The sequence below is a fragment of the Desulfovibrio sp. genome (genome assembly GCF_009712225.1).
Lineage (GTDB): Bacteria > Desulfobacterota > Desulfovibrionia > Desulfovibrionales > Desulfovibrionaceae > Desulfovibrio.
In genome coordinates, this window is the sequence record NZ_WASP01000008.1 from 392,422 (window position 1) to 408,164 (window position 15,743).

A 15,743-nucleotide genomic window follows, 5' to 3' on the forward strand; every position below is an offset into this window, starting at 1 on the left:
AGCTATTATGTTAAAAAATAAAGTTAAGAGCTATTATGTTAGACGATATTTTAAAAACTCCACAGGAAATCCGGCTCGGCATCGCCGCCAAGGCGCAGGCCAAACGTCTTGCTCTCAATATGAGCCAGAAAGATTTGGCGGCCCGTAGCGGCGTTTCCCTTGGCTCTGTGAAGCGCTTTGAAACAACAGGGGAAATCTCGCTCGCGTCCCTGCTGGCTATCGCCCTGATTCTTAACGAACTTGAAGCCTTTTCCGGCTTGTTCAACCCGCCGCGCACAGAAAACCTGTTCAAGCCGCAATCCCCAGCACCCCGCAAGCGGGCAGGAAGAAAACGCCATGAATCTTGACGTCCATCTGCATGCATACGGTGTACGGCGCCATGTGGGAAAGCTCGCCGCGCACAGCAACACCATTCTGTTTCAGTATGCGCCAGAATTTCTTGATTCGGGCATCAACATTTCGCCGTTCAGGCTTCCGCTCAGCCCAGAGGTCAAGGAAGACCCCAAGCGCACCTTTGACGGCCTGTTCGGCGTATTCAACGACAGCCTGCCCGATGGCTGGGGGCTGCTTCTGCTGGACAGGGCATTACGAAAAAAAGGCTCATCGCTCCATGCCTGCCTGCCCTTGCAGCGCCTTGCCATGGTGGGTGTCCACGGCATGGGCGCGCTGGAGTACACCCCGGCGGCGGAACAGGCAGAAGAAGCCGTTTCTGTGGCGGAACTGGATGCTCTGGCAGAGGATTCGCTACGGATTCTGCGCGATGCGCCTGTGGATGCGGGGCAACTGGACAAGCTTATTCAGCTCAACGGCTCATCCGCAGGGGCCAGACCCAAAATTCTGGTGAACGTTGCCGATGATTACCGCATTGTGCCGCAGGGGGCGGGGGAACCCCAAGGAACCCCCTGGATCATCAAATTTCGCTCCGCGCACGAACCGCCAAACACCGGGCTGACGGAATACGCATATTCCCTGGCGGCCAAAGAAGCCGGGCTGGATATGCCGGAAACGCACCTGTTTCCGTCGGCAACCTCGCCGGGATATTTCGGCGTCCAACGCTTTGACAGGGTGCATGGCCAAAAGGTGCATGTGCACACCGCCTGCGGTCTGCTGCACGCATCGCACCGCGAACCATCGCTCACCTATGAAAGCCTGCTGCGCCTGACGCTGCTGCTCACCAAAGACATGCGCGAAGTGCTTAAAATGGTGCGGCTCATGGTGTTCAACGTGCGCTCCGGCAACAGGGACGACCACTCCAAAAACTTTTCCTTTCTGCTGAACAAGGAAAACCAGTGGCGCATGGCTCCGGTTTATGACCTTACGCCGTCAGAGGGCATTAACGGGGAACAGACCTGCATGGTCAACAACAAGGGCAAGGATATAACCGAAAAGGATTTTTTGGCGGCCGCCGCAACTGTGGATGTGGATGCTCGGACAGTGCGCGAAATTATGCAGCAAGTGGACGCGGCTTTGGCCGAGGTGAAGAAGTAAGGTGCGCAAATGTGCAGGAAGGAGGCCGTCTGAGTGACAAATGGGAAATTCCGCAAGCAGCCTGAGAACTGCTCATAGAGGAAACGCCAGAAAAAATATCCGGCTTGGCATCTGATTTTCACAGCACGAAAGAAGGCTGCCATGCGGTTACGCATAGCAGCCTTCTTTTATTAACCTGCTGAGATGATAGCCTAAATCCCTACGGCAATACTCAATGGCCTAGCCAGCGGAGAAACACGAACAGAAGCATGAAAGCAATCGCTGTGCATCCAGAAGTTATACTTGCCAACCACCACGAATCGGCCCGCAATTCCTTGCCGTAACCATCCATTACTGCACGCGATTTTTCAAAATATTCCTTTGATGCGATTGCCGCCGCCTCGCACTTTGCCAAACACTGCTCCATACGCGCCCGGTACTGATTCAAAACCTCAACGGGATAATCCCTTACTTGGTGAGCTGCGGTTCCGATCTCCCGCGCGGCCTGAGAGGTACTTCTCTGCAATTCTCGTAAAAGCTGAATCAGCTCCTGTGAGTTCTTGATTCGTGCCTCCTCTTGCAAGCTCAGAACCATCAGGCTTGCTTCTATCCTTGTCTGATCTATCTCGCTCGTTGCGGCTGGTGGCGTTGTCGCTTCCGATGCCCTGCTCATGTTCTTCAATTCGTCTATTTTGCTCATGGAGTAATCCTCTAAGTTGCAATGCGCCCCATGTGTAGCCTTTGCCGAGCTTGCTGCCCTTGAACGTCACGTCACCAAGCGCAAAGCTGATCCCCGAAACAAACCCGGTGGAGGCTTTATTTAAACGCACGGTCACGCCCTGGGCTGCCAACTGCTGACAAAACGCATTCAACGCAATTTTTTGCGTAAGGGCTGCATCAATTATTTTTTGTAGGTTCATGCGGGTGGAGGACTCGCCAGTGCGCAGGGCGTGCTCAATTTCCCCTTTCGTAAGGGCTGCCCGCAAAGTTTCCCGGCTTGAGCGCACTTGCCGAAGAGAAAACCGTTGCTCCAGCTCCCGCATTATTGTTTCCTGTCGCCTGTAGTCGTGCGCGTCACTCACAACTTTTCCATCAAGCGCAATCCTGTTCACCAGAATATGAATGTGTGCGTGCGCGGCGTCTGTATGTCGGCTAATGACATATTGATTGTTTACAAAGCCCATGCCCTGAAGCCACGAATGCGCAGCCTCACACCACTGCTCATCTGACAAGGATTCTTCCGGGTGTAGGCTCAGGCTCACATGGCAAACGGCCTTGGACAGATTCGGCCTCAAAGCGCGAATAACTCCAAATTCCGCAGCAAGGGCGCGTGGTGTGCGGCCCGCCATATTGGTTTCAAGCAACAGGCTTTTGTGGGGCTGCAAATCGTAGGCTGCTGCCCCACGAAAGCCTTTGCCCTTGATGCACTTGGCTATCAAGGCACAGTCCTTGCCTCTGGCGGCGAGCTGCCAGCAACACCCATAAGGGAAGCTTGCAAGCACATGATCTGGCTAAGCAGCTCCCTCAATAGCCCGAAGGGAACAGCCGTTCGCCCCGCATTGGCAGCCTTTGCGATTTGGTTGAGATTTACGCCCAACCGCGCAAGCTCGCCGTAGGCCTTGCGGTTAACCTCTGGCACAGGGGGCGGCGGCATGCGTTTGCTTAAAGCTGCTGTGCGCAACCACTGCGCAGGGCTCATGCCCATGTGCCGCGCACGAAGCTGAAGCGCCTCCCACTCTGCCGGATTTCCCCAACGGGTTTCTTTCCGATGTAGGGGAAAATATTCATCTCCAGACGCCGAAGATTCAATTCCGCGTGGCCTTCTGTCCACTTATGGGCGTTTTTTTGCGCCCACTCACGAGCTACAGATTCAAAGAACTTGTCTGGAGCTACGGCGGCTTTTTGCTCACGCACCAGCGCCACAGGGTCAACGCCGTCTTTAATCATGCGCCGCTTATCATCACGGCGCGAACGAGCTTCGGCCAGAGATATGAGGGGGTATTCACCGAGGGAAAGACGATTTTCCTTGGAGTCTATCCAATAGCGGAGACGCCAATACTTTTTACCAGAAGGCTTTATCTCCAGATAAAGCCCATCTGCGTCTTTGAGGGTATAAATTTTCTCGCGGGGCTTGGCCTTTTTAATGGCCATATCGCATAGAGCCATAAGCGTTTCCTCCATAGACCGGACATCTTTTGGACATAGGAAACGCCAAAATAAAAAATGTCCGGCGCAGTATCCGGTTTACGCTCGGCTTTGAGCGTTTTTTACCGGACATCGTCGGACAAAGTAAAACTCCGAATTCGGCTACTGTCAACGACTAGCGGACGAATTCGGAGTTCCTTGAATCATCGAATGGCGGAGAGGGTGGGATTCGAACCCACGTAGGAGCTATTAACCCCTAACTCGATTTCGAGTCGAGCGCGTTACGGCCGCTTCGCTACCTCTCCGCACGACCACAAAGGGCGTTGGGAGCCCCGCTTGCAGCCGAAGGTGGTTTATAGTCTATCTTTGGGTGAAAGGCAATGGTTCTGCGGCACAGATGCCGCCAAAGCGTACAAGTTTCAACCCTTAGCCGTTTTAATTGCCGTAAAACCGGGCTGGCGGTGGTAAAATCCACCTTGCCCGCACATCACTGCGGCAGCCGTGATCACAACCCGCGCGCAAAAATTTGCTGAGGAGGCTGGTCAGCCACGCTGCTTACAAACACACGCTGCACAGTGGGTCTTGTTCAGATGCTCTATCCAGCTAAAAAAGATTACACAAAATCTAAATTAAAAATTTATGCGTGCAATCTGGGTGGAGTTCCCACAGAAACAGGCATGAAAAGCCACGCCAGCAGCCCAAGCTCAAGGCGCGTGTTGCCCTACCACTCCCAGTCGCACTAGCCCTTGGCGAGCGCGGCCATCACTTCCAGCGCATCAGTCTGTTCGGGATCTGTTTGCAGGGCACGCAGGGCGGCTTCTTCGGCGTCGTGCTTTTTGTGCCAGTCCAGATACATCCTTGCCATCTTGCCAAATGTAGAGGCGTGCCCGCCAAAGGTACGCAGCACCGCCTTGTACACGGCTTCGGCCTTTTCGTATTCACGCAGTTCCATCCACGCGGCAACGGCCCCGGTGTAGGCCGCAGCCTCGCGCGGTTGCAGGGTCATGGCTTCCTCGTACATGGCGGCGGCCTCGGCAAAAAGCCCTGCGGCGGCAAAAATCTGGCCCATTTGCAGACGGATGCCGTCTTCGTCGCCAAATTCTTCAACAATACGCTTCAAAAAAGCGCGCCCCTTGGCCACTTGGCCTTCACGCAAAAAATCGAGCCCGGTACTGATGAGCTGTTTTTTGCGCGCCAGGCGGTCTTCGGCCTTCTGCTGCACGGCCTGTTCTGCCGACGTCTGTAAAATTTTTGCCAGCCCATCCAGCACGGTAGAGAGCGCGGCCTCCTTGCCCTGCTGCAGGGTGATACTGCGGGGTTTGCCTGTATTGCCGGGGTCAAGAAGGGGCTGCAGCACGCTGTGACGCACCAGCACAGCCAAAAACTCATCTATCTGAATTCCCAGCTCTGCCCGTGCCGAGCGCACCAGTCTCACTTCCGCAAGCTGGCGCACAGCCTCGCTCATGCTCACCAGCGCGCGCTCCACCTCGTCACGCCGCAGGTAGCCCATGGCTCGGGCTATATTTTCACGAATGGATTTGGGAACAGTGGTCAACATGCCGAACCTTCCTCACTCCAGTGCTGCCGCACGGCCTGAGCGTTGTTCCGCAAAATCTGCAAAGCGGCATCTGGCACAAGAAAATCGACATTACGGCCCGCCAGCCAGAGCTGGCGTACCCGCGAGGCGCTCACCGCCAGCCACGGCACATCAAGAAAATGCGCCATCCCGCCTCCGGGCAGGGCCATGCAGGCGCACCCGGGCAGCAGTGACGGCCGCTGCCGAGCTGCGGGCCACAGCGCAGTTGCCGCAGCCATAAAATCCCCAGCGGTATGCCCCTTGCGGGGAACAACCACAAAGTGACACAACCGGGGCAGCTCAAGCCCCCTGTGCCAGGTAGAAAGCAGGGCAAAATCTGGGCTGCCCAAAATAAAATATAGCTCTGCCTGCGGTTCGGCCTCGCGGTAGGCGCACAGGGTGTCCCACGTGTACGATGGCCCCTGCCGCAAGCCCTCAACCCGGTTGCAGCGCAACCAGGGAATGGACTCTGCGCAGGCTTCAACCATACGGGCGCGCAGCTCAAATGACAGCATGCCGCTCTGGGACTTATGCGGTGGCACGGCGCACGGCACCATGTCCACACCCTGCACAAGGTCGCCCAGGGCTTCGCACGCCTCTATGGCCAGGCGCAGATGCCCCACGTGTGGCGGGTTAAAGCTGCCGCCCAGTATGGCTCTTCCCGGCGGGGGGGACGCCGTTTCAGTCATCTACCGGCGCACCTGCCCCTGCCCCAGCACCACAAACTTGGTGGTGGTCAGCTCATCCACCCCCATGGGACCGTAAGCATGCAGCTTTGAAGTTGAAATACCGATCTCCGCGCCGAGTCCAAGCTGGCCACCGTCGTTGAAACGGCTGGAGGCATTGACCGCAACCATTGAGGCATCTGCCTCGCGCAGAAAGCGCATGGCGTGCTCGTGGTTGTTGGTGCAGATGATCTCCGTATGGTTGGAGCCGTAGCGGGCAATATGGTCCAGCGCCGCATCCATGCTTTCCACTACGCAAACAGCCAGCACCAACGCATGAAATTCCTGCCCAAGATCATCGGGCTGCTGCGCCACGGCGGTTGACCCCAGCAGGGGGAGCGATGCCGGGCAGGCGCGAAATTCCACGCTGGCAGCGCCCAGTCTGGCCGCAATCTTGGGCAAAAATGCCGCAGCCACGTCGCGGTGCACCAGCAGGCATTCCAGCGCGTTACAAACGCCGGGGCGCTGTACCTTGCCGTTGAAAACGATCTCGGTCGCTGCATCAAGGTCGGCATCCGCATCAATGTACGCGTGGCACACTCCCTTGAAGTGCTTGAGCACGGGCATGGTCGCCGCCTCGGTCACCGCGCGCACAAGCCCCTCGCCCCCGCGCGGAATGATCACATCAATATACTTGTCGAGCTTGCACAGGGCGTTTACAGCCTCATGCCCGGGAATGGAAACAAGCTGTGCGGCATCGCCGGGCAAGCCAGCCTGAACCAGAGCGTCGCTCAGGGCTTTGGCAAGGGCGATGTTAGAGCGCAGGGCCTCGCTGCCGCCGCGCAAAATAACCGCGTTACCAGCCTTGATGCACAGAATGGCAGCGTCAATGGTCACGTTGGGGCGTGCTTCGTAAATCATGGCAATCACGCCCAGGGGCACACGCATACGGCCCACAAGGATGCCGTTGGGGCGCTGCCACTGGCGCTCGGTGGCGCCTACGGGATCAGGCAGGTTGGCCACGTGGCGGCAGGCGGCGCGCATTTCATCCATAATAGAGGGCGTGAGCGTGAGGCGGTCAAGGCGGGGTTCGTCCTGCCCGGCGGCACGTGCCGCAGCAAGGTCTTCGGCATTGGCGGCCAGAATTTCGGCCTCCCGTTCCTGCAGCAGCTCTGCCAGCCCCAGCAGGGCTTGCGTTTTGGCATCGGGGTGCGCCTTGGCTATAGCCCTGGCTGCTTCCTTTGCCCGCGCACCGAGGCGCGTCATTTCTTCTGCAGGCGTCATGCGAACTCCTTGTGCTGATGGTCAAGGCCGCGCAGGCAGCCTGACCAGAGGGATATTTGTTTTGACAGAGGGGTTGATTCTGGCCTAAGTAAAAAGCTTCCGTCCAGCTCCGCCGAAGACGATTCGCGCAGGGCAAATGCGTGGAAAAACAACGGCGGTTCCGCCTCCCTGTAAGGAGTTTTGATACATGAATCCGCAAAAGAATCAAGGCGCGGAGGATTCCCCCCTGCTGCGCGACCTTCAGGCCGAAGTAAGCTCTGAAAGCGCCCCCATGCTCCAGTTCATGCTGCGTCACGCTGGCACCATCGCCAGCATTGTGGTGTTGTTTGTGCTGGTTCTGGCTGGCACGGGCATCTGGCGCTGGTACAGCACCAGCAAAAACGAAGATGCGCGTCAGGCTCTGGCGCGTATTGTCCTGCAAACCAGCGGCCCCGATCAGGTCAAGGAACTTGCTGCCCTGGCGGAAAAAGCCCCCGCTGACGTGCGCTTTTCGGTCTATCTGGCCCTTGGTCAAAGCGCCATGAGCACTGGCGACGTCGCCACTGCGGCCAGCGCCTACGCCAAGGCCGCCCAGACCGGCGAAGGCTCGCTGGCGATGGTTGCCGGCATGAACGAAGCCGCGGCCATGCTCAAGGCTGGCAAATATGCCGAAGCCCTGACCCTGCTGCAAAAGCTGCAATCTGCCATGCCGGGCGAGGTTACCGCTCCCCAGCTCAAGCAAATGACCGCCGAGGCCGCCGTGGTCGCCGGGCAGACCGAACAGGCCGCCCGCATGTATCTGGCTCTCTCGCGCGAAGCACAGGGCCTCAACAGCGAATACTTCCGCGCTCGCGCCTACTCGCTGGCTCCCAAGATTGTTGACGAGGAAGCAGCTCAGGCTGCGACCCCGGCAGCGCCAGACGGCGCTGGCGAAAAAGCCCCCGGCAAAGCCCAGTAAATATTTCTTCGCAAGCCCGCGCATGTGCAAACAGCGCGGGCTTGCGTCATTGTAGGCGGGGCCGCATGGGCCACGCCATCTTGCATCCAGTTGCGGTTCAGGCAGCACATGTCTGGGCCTGGAGGGAACATGAGCAATCATCCACTGTTGCAGGGCGCTCGCGGCGAGCGGCACCTGCTGTTGGGCAACGAGGCCATTGTGCGCGGCGCGCTTGAAGCGGGCGTACATATGGTCAGCTGCTACCCTGGCACGCCCTCTTCGGAAGTGCCGGATACGTTCCACCGCCTTGGCGGCGAGGGCCGCTACAGGCTGGAATATTCCGTCAACGAAAAGGTGGCCCTTGAAGTGGCCGCCGGTGCTGCCCTGGGCGGCGCCATGAGCCTTGTGACCATGAAACACGTGGGCGTCAACGTGGCCGCCGACCCGCTGTTCACTTCGGTGTACACGGGCCTGCCCGGCGGCATGGTGCTGCTGACCGCAGACGACCCCGGCTGTCACTCGAGCCAGAACGAACAGGACAACCGCACCTACGCGCGCTTTGCCCTGCTGCCCTGTTTTGAGCCTGTCTCTGCGCAGGAAGCCAAGGATATGACCCGCGAGGCTTTTCGCCTTGCCCGCGAACTGCAACAGCCCGTTATGCTGCGCACCACCACGCGCGTCAGCCACATGCGCGGCGCGGTCGACTTTGACGACCTGCCCGCCACACAGCCCAAGGTGGAATTCAAGCGCGATCCCAGCCGCTTTGTGCCGGTTCCCGCCGTTGCCCGCAAACGCCATCTGGTGCTTGACAGCCTCGTCGAAAAAGCCCGCCAGTTTGCGGAATCCAGCCGTTTCAACACGGTGCGCGAACCGCAGACGCCCACGCGCCTTGGCATCATCACCAGCGGCGTGGCCCGCAACTATCTGGCCGACGCCCTTGCGGCTGGCGGCTGGGAAGACCGCGTGCGCGTGCTTGAGCTGGGCATGACATGGCCCCTGCCCACCAACATGATTACCGAATTTCTGCGCGGCTGCGACCGCGTGCTGGTGCTGGAAGAAGGTGTTGACCTTCTGGAACAGGACATCCGCGCGCTGGTGCAGAAGCAGGACATCCACGTTCGTATTGAGGGCAAGGATTCCGGCCTCACCGGCCAGGGCGAATACTCCACCACCCTTGTCATACGCCGCCTCTCCTCATGGCTCGACACTCCCTGCCCGGCCAAGCCCGTGCGTAGCGTTGACCTTGAGCTGCCCGGCCGGCCGCCGAACCTCTGCGCCGGTTGCTCGCACCGTGCCGTTTACTATGCCACCCGCCAGGTTTTTGGCGACGATGCCTTCTACTCCAGCGACATCGGCTGTTACACCCTTGGCCTGCTGCCGCCCCTGCGCGCTGCTGATTTTCTGGTGTGCATGGGCTCTTCGGTTTCTGCGGGCAGCGGCTTTGCCCGCGCTTCTGGCAAGCCGGTAGTGGCCTTTATCGGCGATTCCACGTTCTTCCATTCCGGCATGACCGGCCTTGCCAACGCGGTTTTCAACCAGCACGACATTATTCTTGTCATTCTGGACAACGGCACCACGGCCATGACAGGCCACCAGCCCAACCCCGGCATGGTACAGGACATGCTCGGCTCCATGAGCCAGCATATGGATATCGAAACCATTGTGCGGGCCATGGGCGTTACCCAGTGCACCAAGGTGCGCTCGTTCAACGTCAAGGCCGTTACCAAGGCTCTGGAAGAAATGAAAACCCAGAGCGGCGTGCGCGTGCTGATTACTGAGGAGCCCTGCGTGCTGTATGCCCGCCGCCAGCTCAAAAAGGCACAGCCCCAGGTGGCCGAAGTGGCCGAGCAGGGGCCGGAAGCCATGCGCTGCCTCGAGCAGCTGGCCTGCCCCGCCTTTTACCGTGAGGGCGACAATCTTGCTGTAGACGCCACGCTCTGCACGGGCTGCATGGTCTGTCTGCAGGTTGCGCCTACGGCCTTCAAGGCGCGGAAGCGGTAGGAAGGGGAACACTATGAAGACTCAAGAAATGCAAAAGCGGATGCGTATATTCTTTACCGGTGTTGGCGGTCAGGGAACCCTGACGGCTACCACCCTTCTGGCCCGCACGGCTCTTGAAGCCGGCCTAGACGTGGTGGCAGGCGAAGTGCACGGCATGGCCCAGCGCGGTGGCGTTGTGGAATCTGTCATGCTGCTCGGCGGCTGGCGTTCGCCCAAGCTCGACTTCGGCGAAGCCGACGTGCTGCTTGGCTTTGAACCGCTGGAAACCCTGCGCGCCCTGCCCTATCTGCAGCCCGGCGGTGCCATCTTCTCCAGCAGCGATCCCCTGCCCCCGCTTAGCGTTGCGCTGGGCAAGGCAGAATACCCTGACATGCAGCACATCATGGAAAAAGCCCGACAGGTCGCCGGTCAGTGCCACTTTGTGCCCTGCCGCGAACTTGGCCTGCAGGCCGGATCTGTGCAGAGCGGCAATACCGTGCTGCTGAGCGTGGTCTGCGCCTCTGGCGTGCTGCCTTTTGGGGTGGATGCCCTGGAAGCGGCCATCAAAAAATTCCTGCCTCCCAAGCTGCAGGAATCCAACCTCAAGGCTCTTGAACTGGGCAAGGCCTGTTGCGCAAGCAAGTAAGACCCCGCAGCAGCGCGGCAACGACCCGCACTGCTGACCAGCAATCACAATGCACAAAGCCCCTTCTCTGGAAGGGGCTTTGTTTTTGGAAGAGGCCATCTGTAAGCGCGGGGGTCAGATCAGCAGCTCTGCATCTGCTCGATGAGGTCCCCAAGATTTCGGGCCTGGGCAGATAGCCCGGCCACCGCGCGCGAGGCCGCGCTCATGGCCGCTGCCGTCTGGCGCGACAGATCCGTTACATCACCGATGGTGCGGTTGATCTCGTTGGTTGCCACGGCCTGCTGCTCGCTGGCAGTGGCAATGGCGCTGACCTGATTGGCGGTTTCTTCCACTGTGCCAACTATGCCTTCCAACGCCTGGCCCGACTGCTGGGCCGCCTGCGTTGCCAGCGCCACGCCCTGTACGGCTTCATCCACCGACTGGGCGCTGCGGACCACGCTTTGCTGAATGGCCTTGATGGCCGTATCCACATCGTGCGTGGAAGCCATGGTTTTTTCCGCCAGCTTGCGCACTTCGTCAGCCACCACGGCAAAGCCGCGCCCGGCATCGCCAGCACGTGCGGCCTCTATGGCGGCATTGAGGGCCAGCAGGTTGGTCTGGTCTGCGATATCTGAAATAACATTCATGATGCGGGTAATGGCCTGTGCGTGCCCACCCAGTTGCTCCATATCGTCCTTGAGCCGCATGGAGGTTGCGCGCACGGTCTCAATGCTCTGCAAGGCGTGCTGCACAACCCTGGCACCAGCTTCGGCCCGGGTACGCGTTTCTGCCGACGAATCGGAGGCCACCGTCGCATTTTGCGCAACCTCGCCCACCGTTGCGTTCATCTGCTCCATGCCCGTGGCGGCATCGGTCAGGCGCTGGGCGGTGCTGTCGGCACTTGTTCCGGCCTGCTGGATGGTCGCGCCCACCTGCTCAGAGGCCGTGGCCACCACATGGGCCACTTCTTCCAGCGCTTCCGCCACCTGTTCCATGGCTTCTGTTTTTGCGCGGGCGTCGCGCTCTGCTGCCTCGGCCTGCTGCAAGGCAGCGTTGGCCCGCGCCGATTCCTCCTGCGCTTTTTCCGATTCGCAGCGGGCACTCTCGATGTGGGCTTTAAGCGCCTGCACCATGAGCACCAGCGAGGCGTAGACCCCCTGCTGGCGGTCCGAATGTTCAAGATCATAATCGCCAGCAGCCACGCGCCCGGCGATAAGTTGCAGCTGCGCGGGGTCCTTGCCCAGCTGCCGCTTGATGGCCAGCGTAATGCCCACGGTCACGGCAATGCTGAAAAGTATGCCCACCAGTGCGAGGGCCGCACCAGCAATGCGCGATTTGCGCGCAACATCCTGCGCTTCTGCCGCCGCAGCCTGGCTGCGCTGCACATCGTGCTGCACCAGCTGGTCAAAATATCGGGCAAGGCGGATAAAATCGGCCCGGCTGCGGGTAAACAGCGCAATTGATGCGTCTGTGTCGCCCTCGCTCGCCAGCCGGATGATTTCCTCTCGCGTTTTTTCCTCCGCACCGAGCTGGGCAACAATGTTGGCCCACAGTTCGGCATCCACGGGTTCACCATCGTTCTTGCGCGCCTGGACAAGAGATTGGTACGCTTCCGCATGATGGGCAAACTGCTTGAGGGCGCGTTTGATGCGATCGCGGTATTCGGCAATGGTCACCCTGTCTGTGTGCGGGGTGAGAGCCGCCAGATCTGAACGGGCGGAATACAGCAGGGCTGCCATGGTCTGCACCGCCACAAGTGAAGGCACATACTGCTGATCCATGTGCCCCACTGCGTGGTCTATGCGCTCGGTGTTGATATAGTACACGCCGAACAGGGCCAGCATAAGGACAATGATGCTGCTGAACGAAAGAACAAGTTTCGTGGTCAGCTTCATGAAAACTCCCTTATAAATTTTTTTGCAGGGGTATTGGCAGCAAAGTTGCGCAAAGGTTCATGATTCAAGCTGGTAGTTGCTGCCCAGCATGCGCTTGCACTGTTTTTTTAGCGCCGCGGCAGCACGCGCCAGATCAAAACTGCTCTGGTAGCTGTTGGCCCGCACGCCCACAATGGTCAGCGACATGAGGGGAAAGCGCTCTTCGGCATTGCTGCGGCTTTTGCCTTCGATGTAGCCGCGCTGCACGTCTTCGGCGCTGTAAAAGGCAGGGACGCTGTCGTTAAAGGCCTTGATAATGGTTTCGCACATGCCGGATGCGGCAGGGCCATCGGCAACGGCGATGAAGTCATCCCCGCCGATGTGCCCCACGAAGTCGTCCTTGCCAGCACTTTCCTTGATTATGGACGACAGACGCTTGAGCGCCCTGTCGCCATTTTTAAAGCCGTATTTGTCGTTGTAGGCCTTGAAATTGTCGATGTCGAAGTAGAGCACAAAATGCGGCAAACCAAGGCGCACGAGCCTTTCCAGCTCGATATCGATAAGGGCGTTACCGGGCAGTTCCGAGAGAGGATTAAGCTGGCGCGCGTTGGCGACTTCAAGCTCGATACTTTTTTCCAGCAGTTCCTTGACCGTTACAATGCCCTGATAACGGCCCTCGCGCGTGACGGTAACAAAGTCGTACAGCTTGGTATCGTCGCGGCGCATGGCCTGCCGGGCCACCAGATCAATGGTGCACTGATGGTCGACGCACAAAAAGTTTTTGTCCATCACGGCTTCCACGGCTTTGTCCGCAAAAAGCGAAAAACCAAATCTGCCACTGAGTTGCTCGTGCAGGCGGTTGCGCGTAAGCGCTCCCACTGGCAATTCCCCCATGACCACGCAAATGCCGTTGAGCTTTGTGTTTTTTTCAAACAGCTCAACAACCGAACGAATGGGCATGTGGGGAGGTACAACTGTGCCTGTTCTGCAAATGTGCCGCACATGAAACTTGTGCACCCGCGCGCCAAAAAAACGGTTTTTTATCTTGTTTTCGCGGTGGATGACCTGAAGCGCCATCGGCTCCACCGCTTGCGGTGAAGGCGTGGGCTTGCGGATAAAATATCCCTGCCCGTATGGCACATCAAAACTGATGAGAGTAGCCAGCTCTTCTTCCGTTTCGATGCCCTCGGCTATGATGCGTGTATTGGTAAGGGCGGCAAATTCCTGCATGCTCTTGATAAGAGCCTGCCGCGTGAGATCCTTGTCCACCCCGCGTATGAGGCGCATGTCAAGCTTGATGAAGTGCGGCTGCACGTCAGAGATCAGATTGAGGCCAGAGTAGCCCGCGCCTGCGTCATCTATGCTTATCTGGTAGTTCTGCGCCTTGTAGTGCTCGATTATCTGTTTGAAGCCGCGCAGGTTTTCCACCGATTCGCGCTCGGTGATTTCAAAAACAATGTCTTCTGCGCTGATGGCAAACCGGGTGAGATATTCCTTGGTGAACCCCATGCCGAAATGGGGATCCTGAATGATATTGGGATTCACGTTGAGAAAAAGTCGGATGCCCGCGGGTATCTGGCGAGCAGCTCGCAGGGCACTGCGGCGGAAAAGGTGCTCCAGTTCGAGCATGCAGCCGTTATCAAGAGCGCACTGAATGAGGGTCTCAGGATTTTCCAGCACGGTACCTGCCGGTCCGCGTCCCAGAGCCTCGTAGCCAAATACCGCACCATCGCGGAGCGAAATGATGGGCTGAAGCACACTGGTGATTTCCTGGTTATGCAGCAGGTCGAGAAAGGCCTGTCGCTCGGGTACGCCTGTTGCGTAGGCACTGCCACCGTCAGGAGCAGGGGCCCCCATGAGAGTTTTGGAGACTGGCGGCGGCGCAAGGGCAGATGTACAGCGCAACTGGCTCTGCATGTTTGGCAGAAGCATAGCCGCATGCGGCAAATCACAAAAAGTTTCTACAAAAAGATCCTGCGCGGAAGAATCGGCCATGACCCCCTCCACATAAAGTGCGTTGGCGGCATGAGCGTCGATGTCCCCGATACTTTTAACCGCGCGGACATCCCGACTCATTGCCACAAACATCACTAAGCAGATACTGTGGCGGGTCTGTTACAGGAATAATTGAATTTGAGGGCGAATTGATTTCTTTTTGGCGAACAGGCAACAATTACCAATAAGGATCGAAGATGGCATTGGTATTTATGACAGATGCATGACGGAGTGGGTGTCGCGAAAGTTACGGATGAAGGGAATAAGTTCACTGGCAAGGCAAGCAGTATCACCCATCCGATGCGGCAAAAATCCACATCAAATACTGTCAGACTCATAGCCTCACAGCCTGAAAACAAGAATGGGCTGATGATTCGGCAACTTCAATTTTTCATTCTCCAGAAAAATTGCGTACCAGACACACATATTTTTTTTAAGCATGCCCGTGCTGATAAAAAAATCAGTCAGCCAGGGCAAGAATGCGAACATTATTGCCGTGCGCTTCAACCGCGCGATAGAGGTCGTCAAAAGAAATCCAGACTGTTGCTGTGTTCTCATTGGGGTGCACACCAAGACAGGGGTTACCTTCCAGATCTGCATCAAATATGAGCTCAACCTCGCGACCTTCATCGTTGAGAACACCAAAAGGCGTTACCTCTCCCTGAGCAAGATTGAGATACCTTGCCAGACGTTCCTGTGAAGCAAAACTGAGCCGGGAAGAACCAAGCTTTTGCTGCAAGGCTGTCAAAGGCACTACCTTGTCCTTGGGCAGGGTCACGATAAAATGCCGCTTTCCTGCGGAATCACGCAAAAAAAGATTTTTGCAGACATCACCCTTGAGCATAATCCCCAAGTCACCCATTTCTTTAATAGAGAACACAGCGGGATGCTCCGTCACGGAATATTCCACACCCTGTCGCTTCAAGTAATCATAAACTTTTTGGCGTTTTTCCATAGCTGCCATCAATCCTTCCGGGCACAAAACCAAGCATGACGTTTCTGTTTTCTGCATGATTGAAGAACATGAGTGACGAGTCTTACAATAGCACAGGGACCTTAGACCAAGGGTGTTGTATCTGCAAGAACACTCAAGACTACACGCACAGATGCATTCAGGCGGGAAAGACCTGTTCGCATAAATCAGCCCCTGACAGGTTCTGGACGGCAGCTATCAAAGGGAAATGTCAAGAGATGGCAGGTGAGGGAAAGAAGAAGA

At 57.8% G+C, this 15,743-nt stretch carries 14 protein-coding genes and 1 tRNA gene; 5 read left to right on the forward strand and 10 right to left on the reverse strand.

Annotation, left to right across the window (positions count from 1 at the left end; translation table 11 throughout):
- Positions 1-35 precede the first annotated feature (35 nt).
- Complete coding sequence (locus F8N36_RS12065) at positions 36-347, forward strand: helix-turn-helix transcriptional regulator (protein WP_291333060.1); 312 nt, start codon at positions 36-38, stop codon at positions 345-347.
- The gene (locus F8N36_RS12070; RefSeq protein ID WP_291333061.1) at positions 337-1,488 is read left to right on the forward strand and encodes a type II toxin-antitoxin system HipA family toxin; all 1,152 of its coding nucleotides are present in this window, start codon (positions 337-339) and stop codon (positions 1,486-1,488) included. The genes F8N36_RS12065 and F8N36_RS12070 overlap by 11 nt, the downstream gene beginning before the upstream one ends.
- A 431-nt stretch (positions 1,489-1,919) precedes the next feature.
- Here the strand turns inward: F8N36_RS12070 and F8N36_RS12075 are convergent, their stop codons facing one another.
- The 7 genes from F8N36_RS12075 to F8N36_RS12100 form a co-directional block, all read right to left on the reverse strand.
- Positions 1,920-2,906 (reverse strand): relaxase/mobilization nuclease domain-containing protein, encoded by a 987-nt coding sequence (locus F8N36_RS12075; protein ID WP_291333062.1) that lies wholly within the window; start codon positions 2,904-2,906, stop codon positions 1,920-1,922.
- On the reverse strand, positions 2,903-3,172 hold the full coding sequence (gene mobC / locus F8N36_RS16335; RefSeq protein WP_366247048.1) for a plasmid mobilization relaxosome protein MobC: 270 nt from the start codon (positions 3,170-3,172) through the stop codon (positions 2,903-2,905). Before mobC ends, F8N36_RS12075 begins: the two co-directional genes overlap by 4 nt.
- Positions 3,163-3,648 (reverse strand): Arm DNA-binding domain-containing protein, encoded by a 486-nt coding sequence (locus tag F8N36_RS12080; RefSeq protein ID WP_291333063.1) that lies wholly within the window; start codon positions 3,646-3,648, stop codon positions 3,163-3,165. Before F8N36_RS12080 ends, mobC begins: the two co-directional genes overlap by 10 nt.
- Before the next feature lie 175 nt (positions 3,649-3,823).
- A tRNA-Ser gene (locus tag F8N36_RS12085) sits at positions 3,824-3,917 on the reverse strand.
- 434 nt (positions 3,918-4,351) lie between these two features.
- On the reverse strand, positions 4,352-5,170 hold the full coding sequence (locus F8N36_RS12090; RefSeq protein ID WP_291333064.1) for a tetratricopeptide repeat protein: 819 nt from the start codon (positions 5,168-5,170) through the stop codon (positions 4,352-4,354).
- Complete coding sequence (gene nadD, locus F8N36_RS12095) at positions 5,164-5,877, reverse strand: nicotinate (nicotinamide) nucleotide adenylyltransferase (protein WP_291333065.1); 714 nt, start codon at positions 5,875-5,877, stop codon at positions 5,164-5,166. Before nadD ends, F8N36_RS12090 begins: the two co-directional genes overlap by 7 nt.
- Positions 5,878-7,137 carry a glutamate-5-semialdehyde dehydrogenase gene (locus F8N36_RS12100; protein ID WP_291333066.1) on the reverse strand — a complete coding sequence of 420 codons (1,260 nt, stop codon included), beginning with the start codon at positions 7,135-7,137 and terminating at the stop codon, positions 5,878-5,880.
- A 187-nt stretch (positions 7,138-7,324) separates the two neighbouring features.
- Between F8N36_RS12100 and F8N36_RS12105 the strand changes: the two genes are divergently transcribed.
- The 3 genes from F8N36_RS12105 (at position 7,325) to F8N36_RS12115 (ending at position 10,679) form a co-directional block, all read left to right on the forward strand.
- Positions 7,325-8,074, forward strand: a complete 750-nt coding sequence (locus tag F8N36_RS12105; RefSeq protein WP_291333067.1) for a tetratricopeptide repeat protein — start codon at positions 7,325-7,327, stop codon at positions 8,072-8,074.
- A gap of 129 nt (positions 8,075-8,203) precedes the next feature.
- Complete coding sequence (iorA, locus tag F8N36_RS12110; RefSeq protein WP_291333068.1) at positions 8,204-10,054, forward strand: indolepyruvate ferredoxin oxidoreductase subunit alpha; 1,851 nt, start codon at positions 8,204-8,206, stop codon at positions 10,052-10,054.
- A gap of 13 nt (positions 10,055-10,067) precedes the next feature.
- Positions 10,068-10,679 carry an indolepyruvate oxidoreductase subunit beta gene (locus F8N36_RS12115; protein ID WP_291333069.1) on the forward strand — a complete coding sequence of 204 codons (612 nt, stop codon included), beginning with the start codon at positions 10,068-10,070 and terminating at the stop codon, positions 10,677-10,679.
- A gap of 119 nt (positions 10,680-10,798) precedes the next feature.
- Here the strand turns inward: F8N36_RS12115 and F8N36_RS12120 are convergent, their stop codons facing one another.
- The 3 genes from F8N36_RS12120 to F8N36_RS12130 all read right to left on the reverse strand — a co-directional run bounded on the left by F8N36_RS12120 (position 10,799) and on the right by F8N36_RS12130 (position 15,539).
- On the reverse strand, positions 10,799-12,553 hold the full coding sequence (locus tag F8N36_RS12120; RefSeq protein WP_291333070.1) for a methyl-accepting chemotaxis protein: 1,755 nt from the start codon (positions 12,551-12,553) through the stop codon (positions 10,799-10,801).
- 57 nt (positions 12,554-12,610) lie between these two features.
- Positions 12,611-14,527, reverse strand: coding sequence for a bifunctional diguanylate cyclase/phosphodiesterase (locus tag F8N36_RS12125; protein WP_291333071.1), 1,917 nt, complete (start codon positions 14,525-14,527; stop codon positions 12,611-12,613).
- A gap of 460 nt (positions 14,528-14,987) precedes the next feature.
- Positions 14,988-15,539 (reverse strand): prolyl-tRNA synthetase associated domain-containing protein, encoded by a 552-nt coding sequence (locus F8N36_RS12130; RefSeq protein WP_291333072.1) that lies wholly within the window; start codon positions 15,537-15,539, stop codon positions 14,988-14,990.
- Positions 15,540-15,743 lie beyond the last annotated feature (204 nt).

What these genes read in the sequence shown, in the direction of transcription:
- F8N36_RS12130 (WP_291333072.1), bottom strand. Translation starts at nt 15,539, where the DNA reads ATGCAGAAAACAGAAACGTCATGCTTGGTTTTGTGCCCGGAAGGATTG.
- F8N36_RS12065 (WP_291333060.1), top strand. Translation starts at nt 36, where the DNA reads ATGTTAGACGATATTTTAAAAACTCCACAGGAAATCCGGCTCGGCATC.
- F8N36_RS12080 (WP_291333063.1), bottom strand. Translation starts at nt 3,648, where the DNA reads ATGGAGGAAACGCTTATGGCTCTATGCGATATGGCCATTAAAAAGGCC.
- F8N36_RS12115 (WP_291333069.1), top strand. Translation starts at nt 10,068, where the DNA reads ATGAAGACTCAAGAAATGCAAAAGCGGATGCGTATATTCTTTACCGGT.
- nadD (WP_291333065.1), bottom strand. Translation starts at nt 5,877, where the DNA reads ATGACTGAAACGGCGTCCCCCCCGCCGGGAAGAGCCATACTGGGCGGC.
- F8N36_RS12070 (WP_291333061.1), top strand. Translation starts at nt 337, where the DNA reads ATGAATCTTGACGTCCATCTGCATGCATACGGTGTACGGCGCCATGTG.
- F8N36_RS12100 (WP_291333066.1), bottom strand. Translation starts at nt 7,137, where the DNA reads ATGACGCCTGCAGAAGAAATGACGCGCCTCGGTGCGCGGGCAAAGGAA.
- iorA (WP_291333068.1), top strand. Translation starts at nt 8,204, where the DNA reads ATGAGCAATCATCCACTGTTGCAGGGCGCTCGCGGCGAGCGGCACCTG.
- F8N36_RS12105 (WP_291333067.1), top strand. Translation starts at nt 7,325, where the DNA reads ATGAATCCGCAAAAGAATCAAGGCGCGGAGGATTCCCCCCTGCTGCGC.
- F8N36_RS12125 (WP_291333071.1), bottom strand. Translation starts at nt 14,527, where the DNA reads ATGGCCGATTCTTCCGCGCAGGATCTTTTTGTAGAAACTTTTTGTGAT.
- F8N36_RS12090 (WP_291333064.1), bottom strand. Translation starts at nt 5,170, where the DNA reads ATGTTGACCACTGTTCCCAAATCCATTCGTGAAAATATAGCCCGAGCC.
- mobC (WP_366247048.1), bottom strand. Translation starts at nt 3,172, where the DNA reads ATGGGCATGAGCCCTGCGCAGTGGTTGCGCACAGCAGCTTTAAGCAAA.
- F8N36_RS12120 (WP_291333070.1), bottom strand. Translation starts at nt 12,553, where the DNA reads ATGAAGCTGACCACGAAACTTGTTCTTTCGTTCAGCAGCATCATTGTC.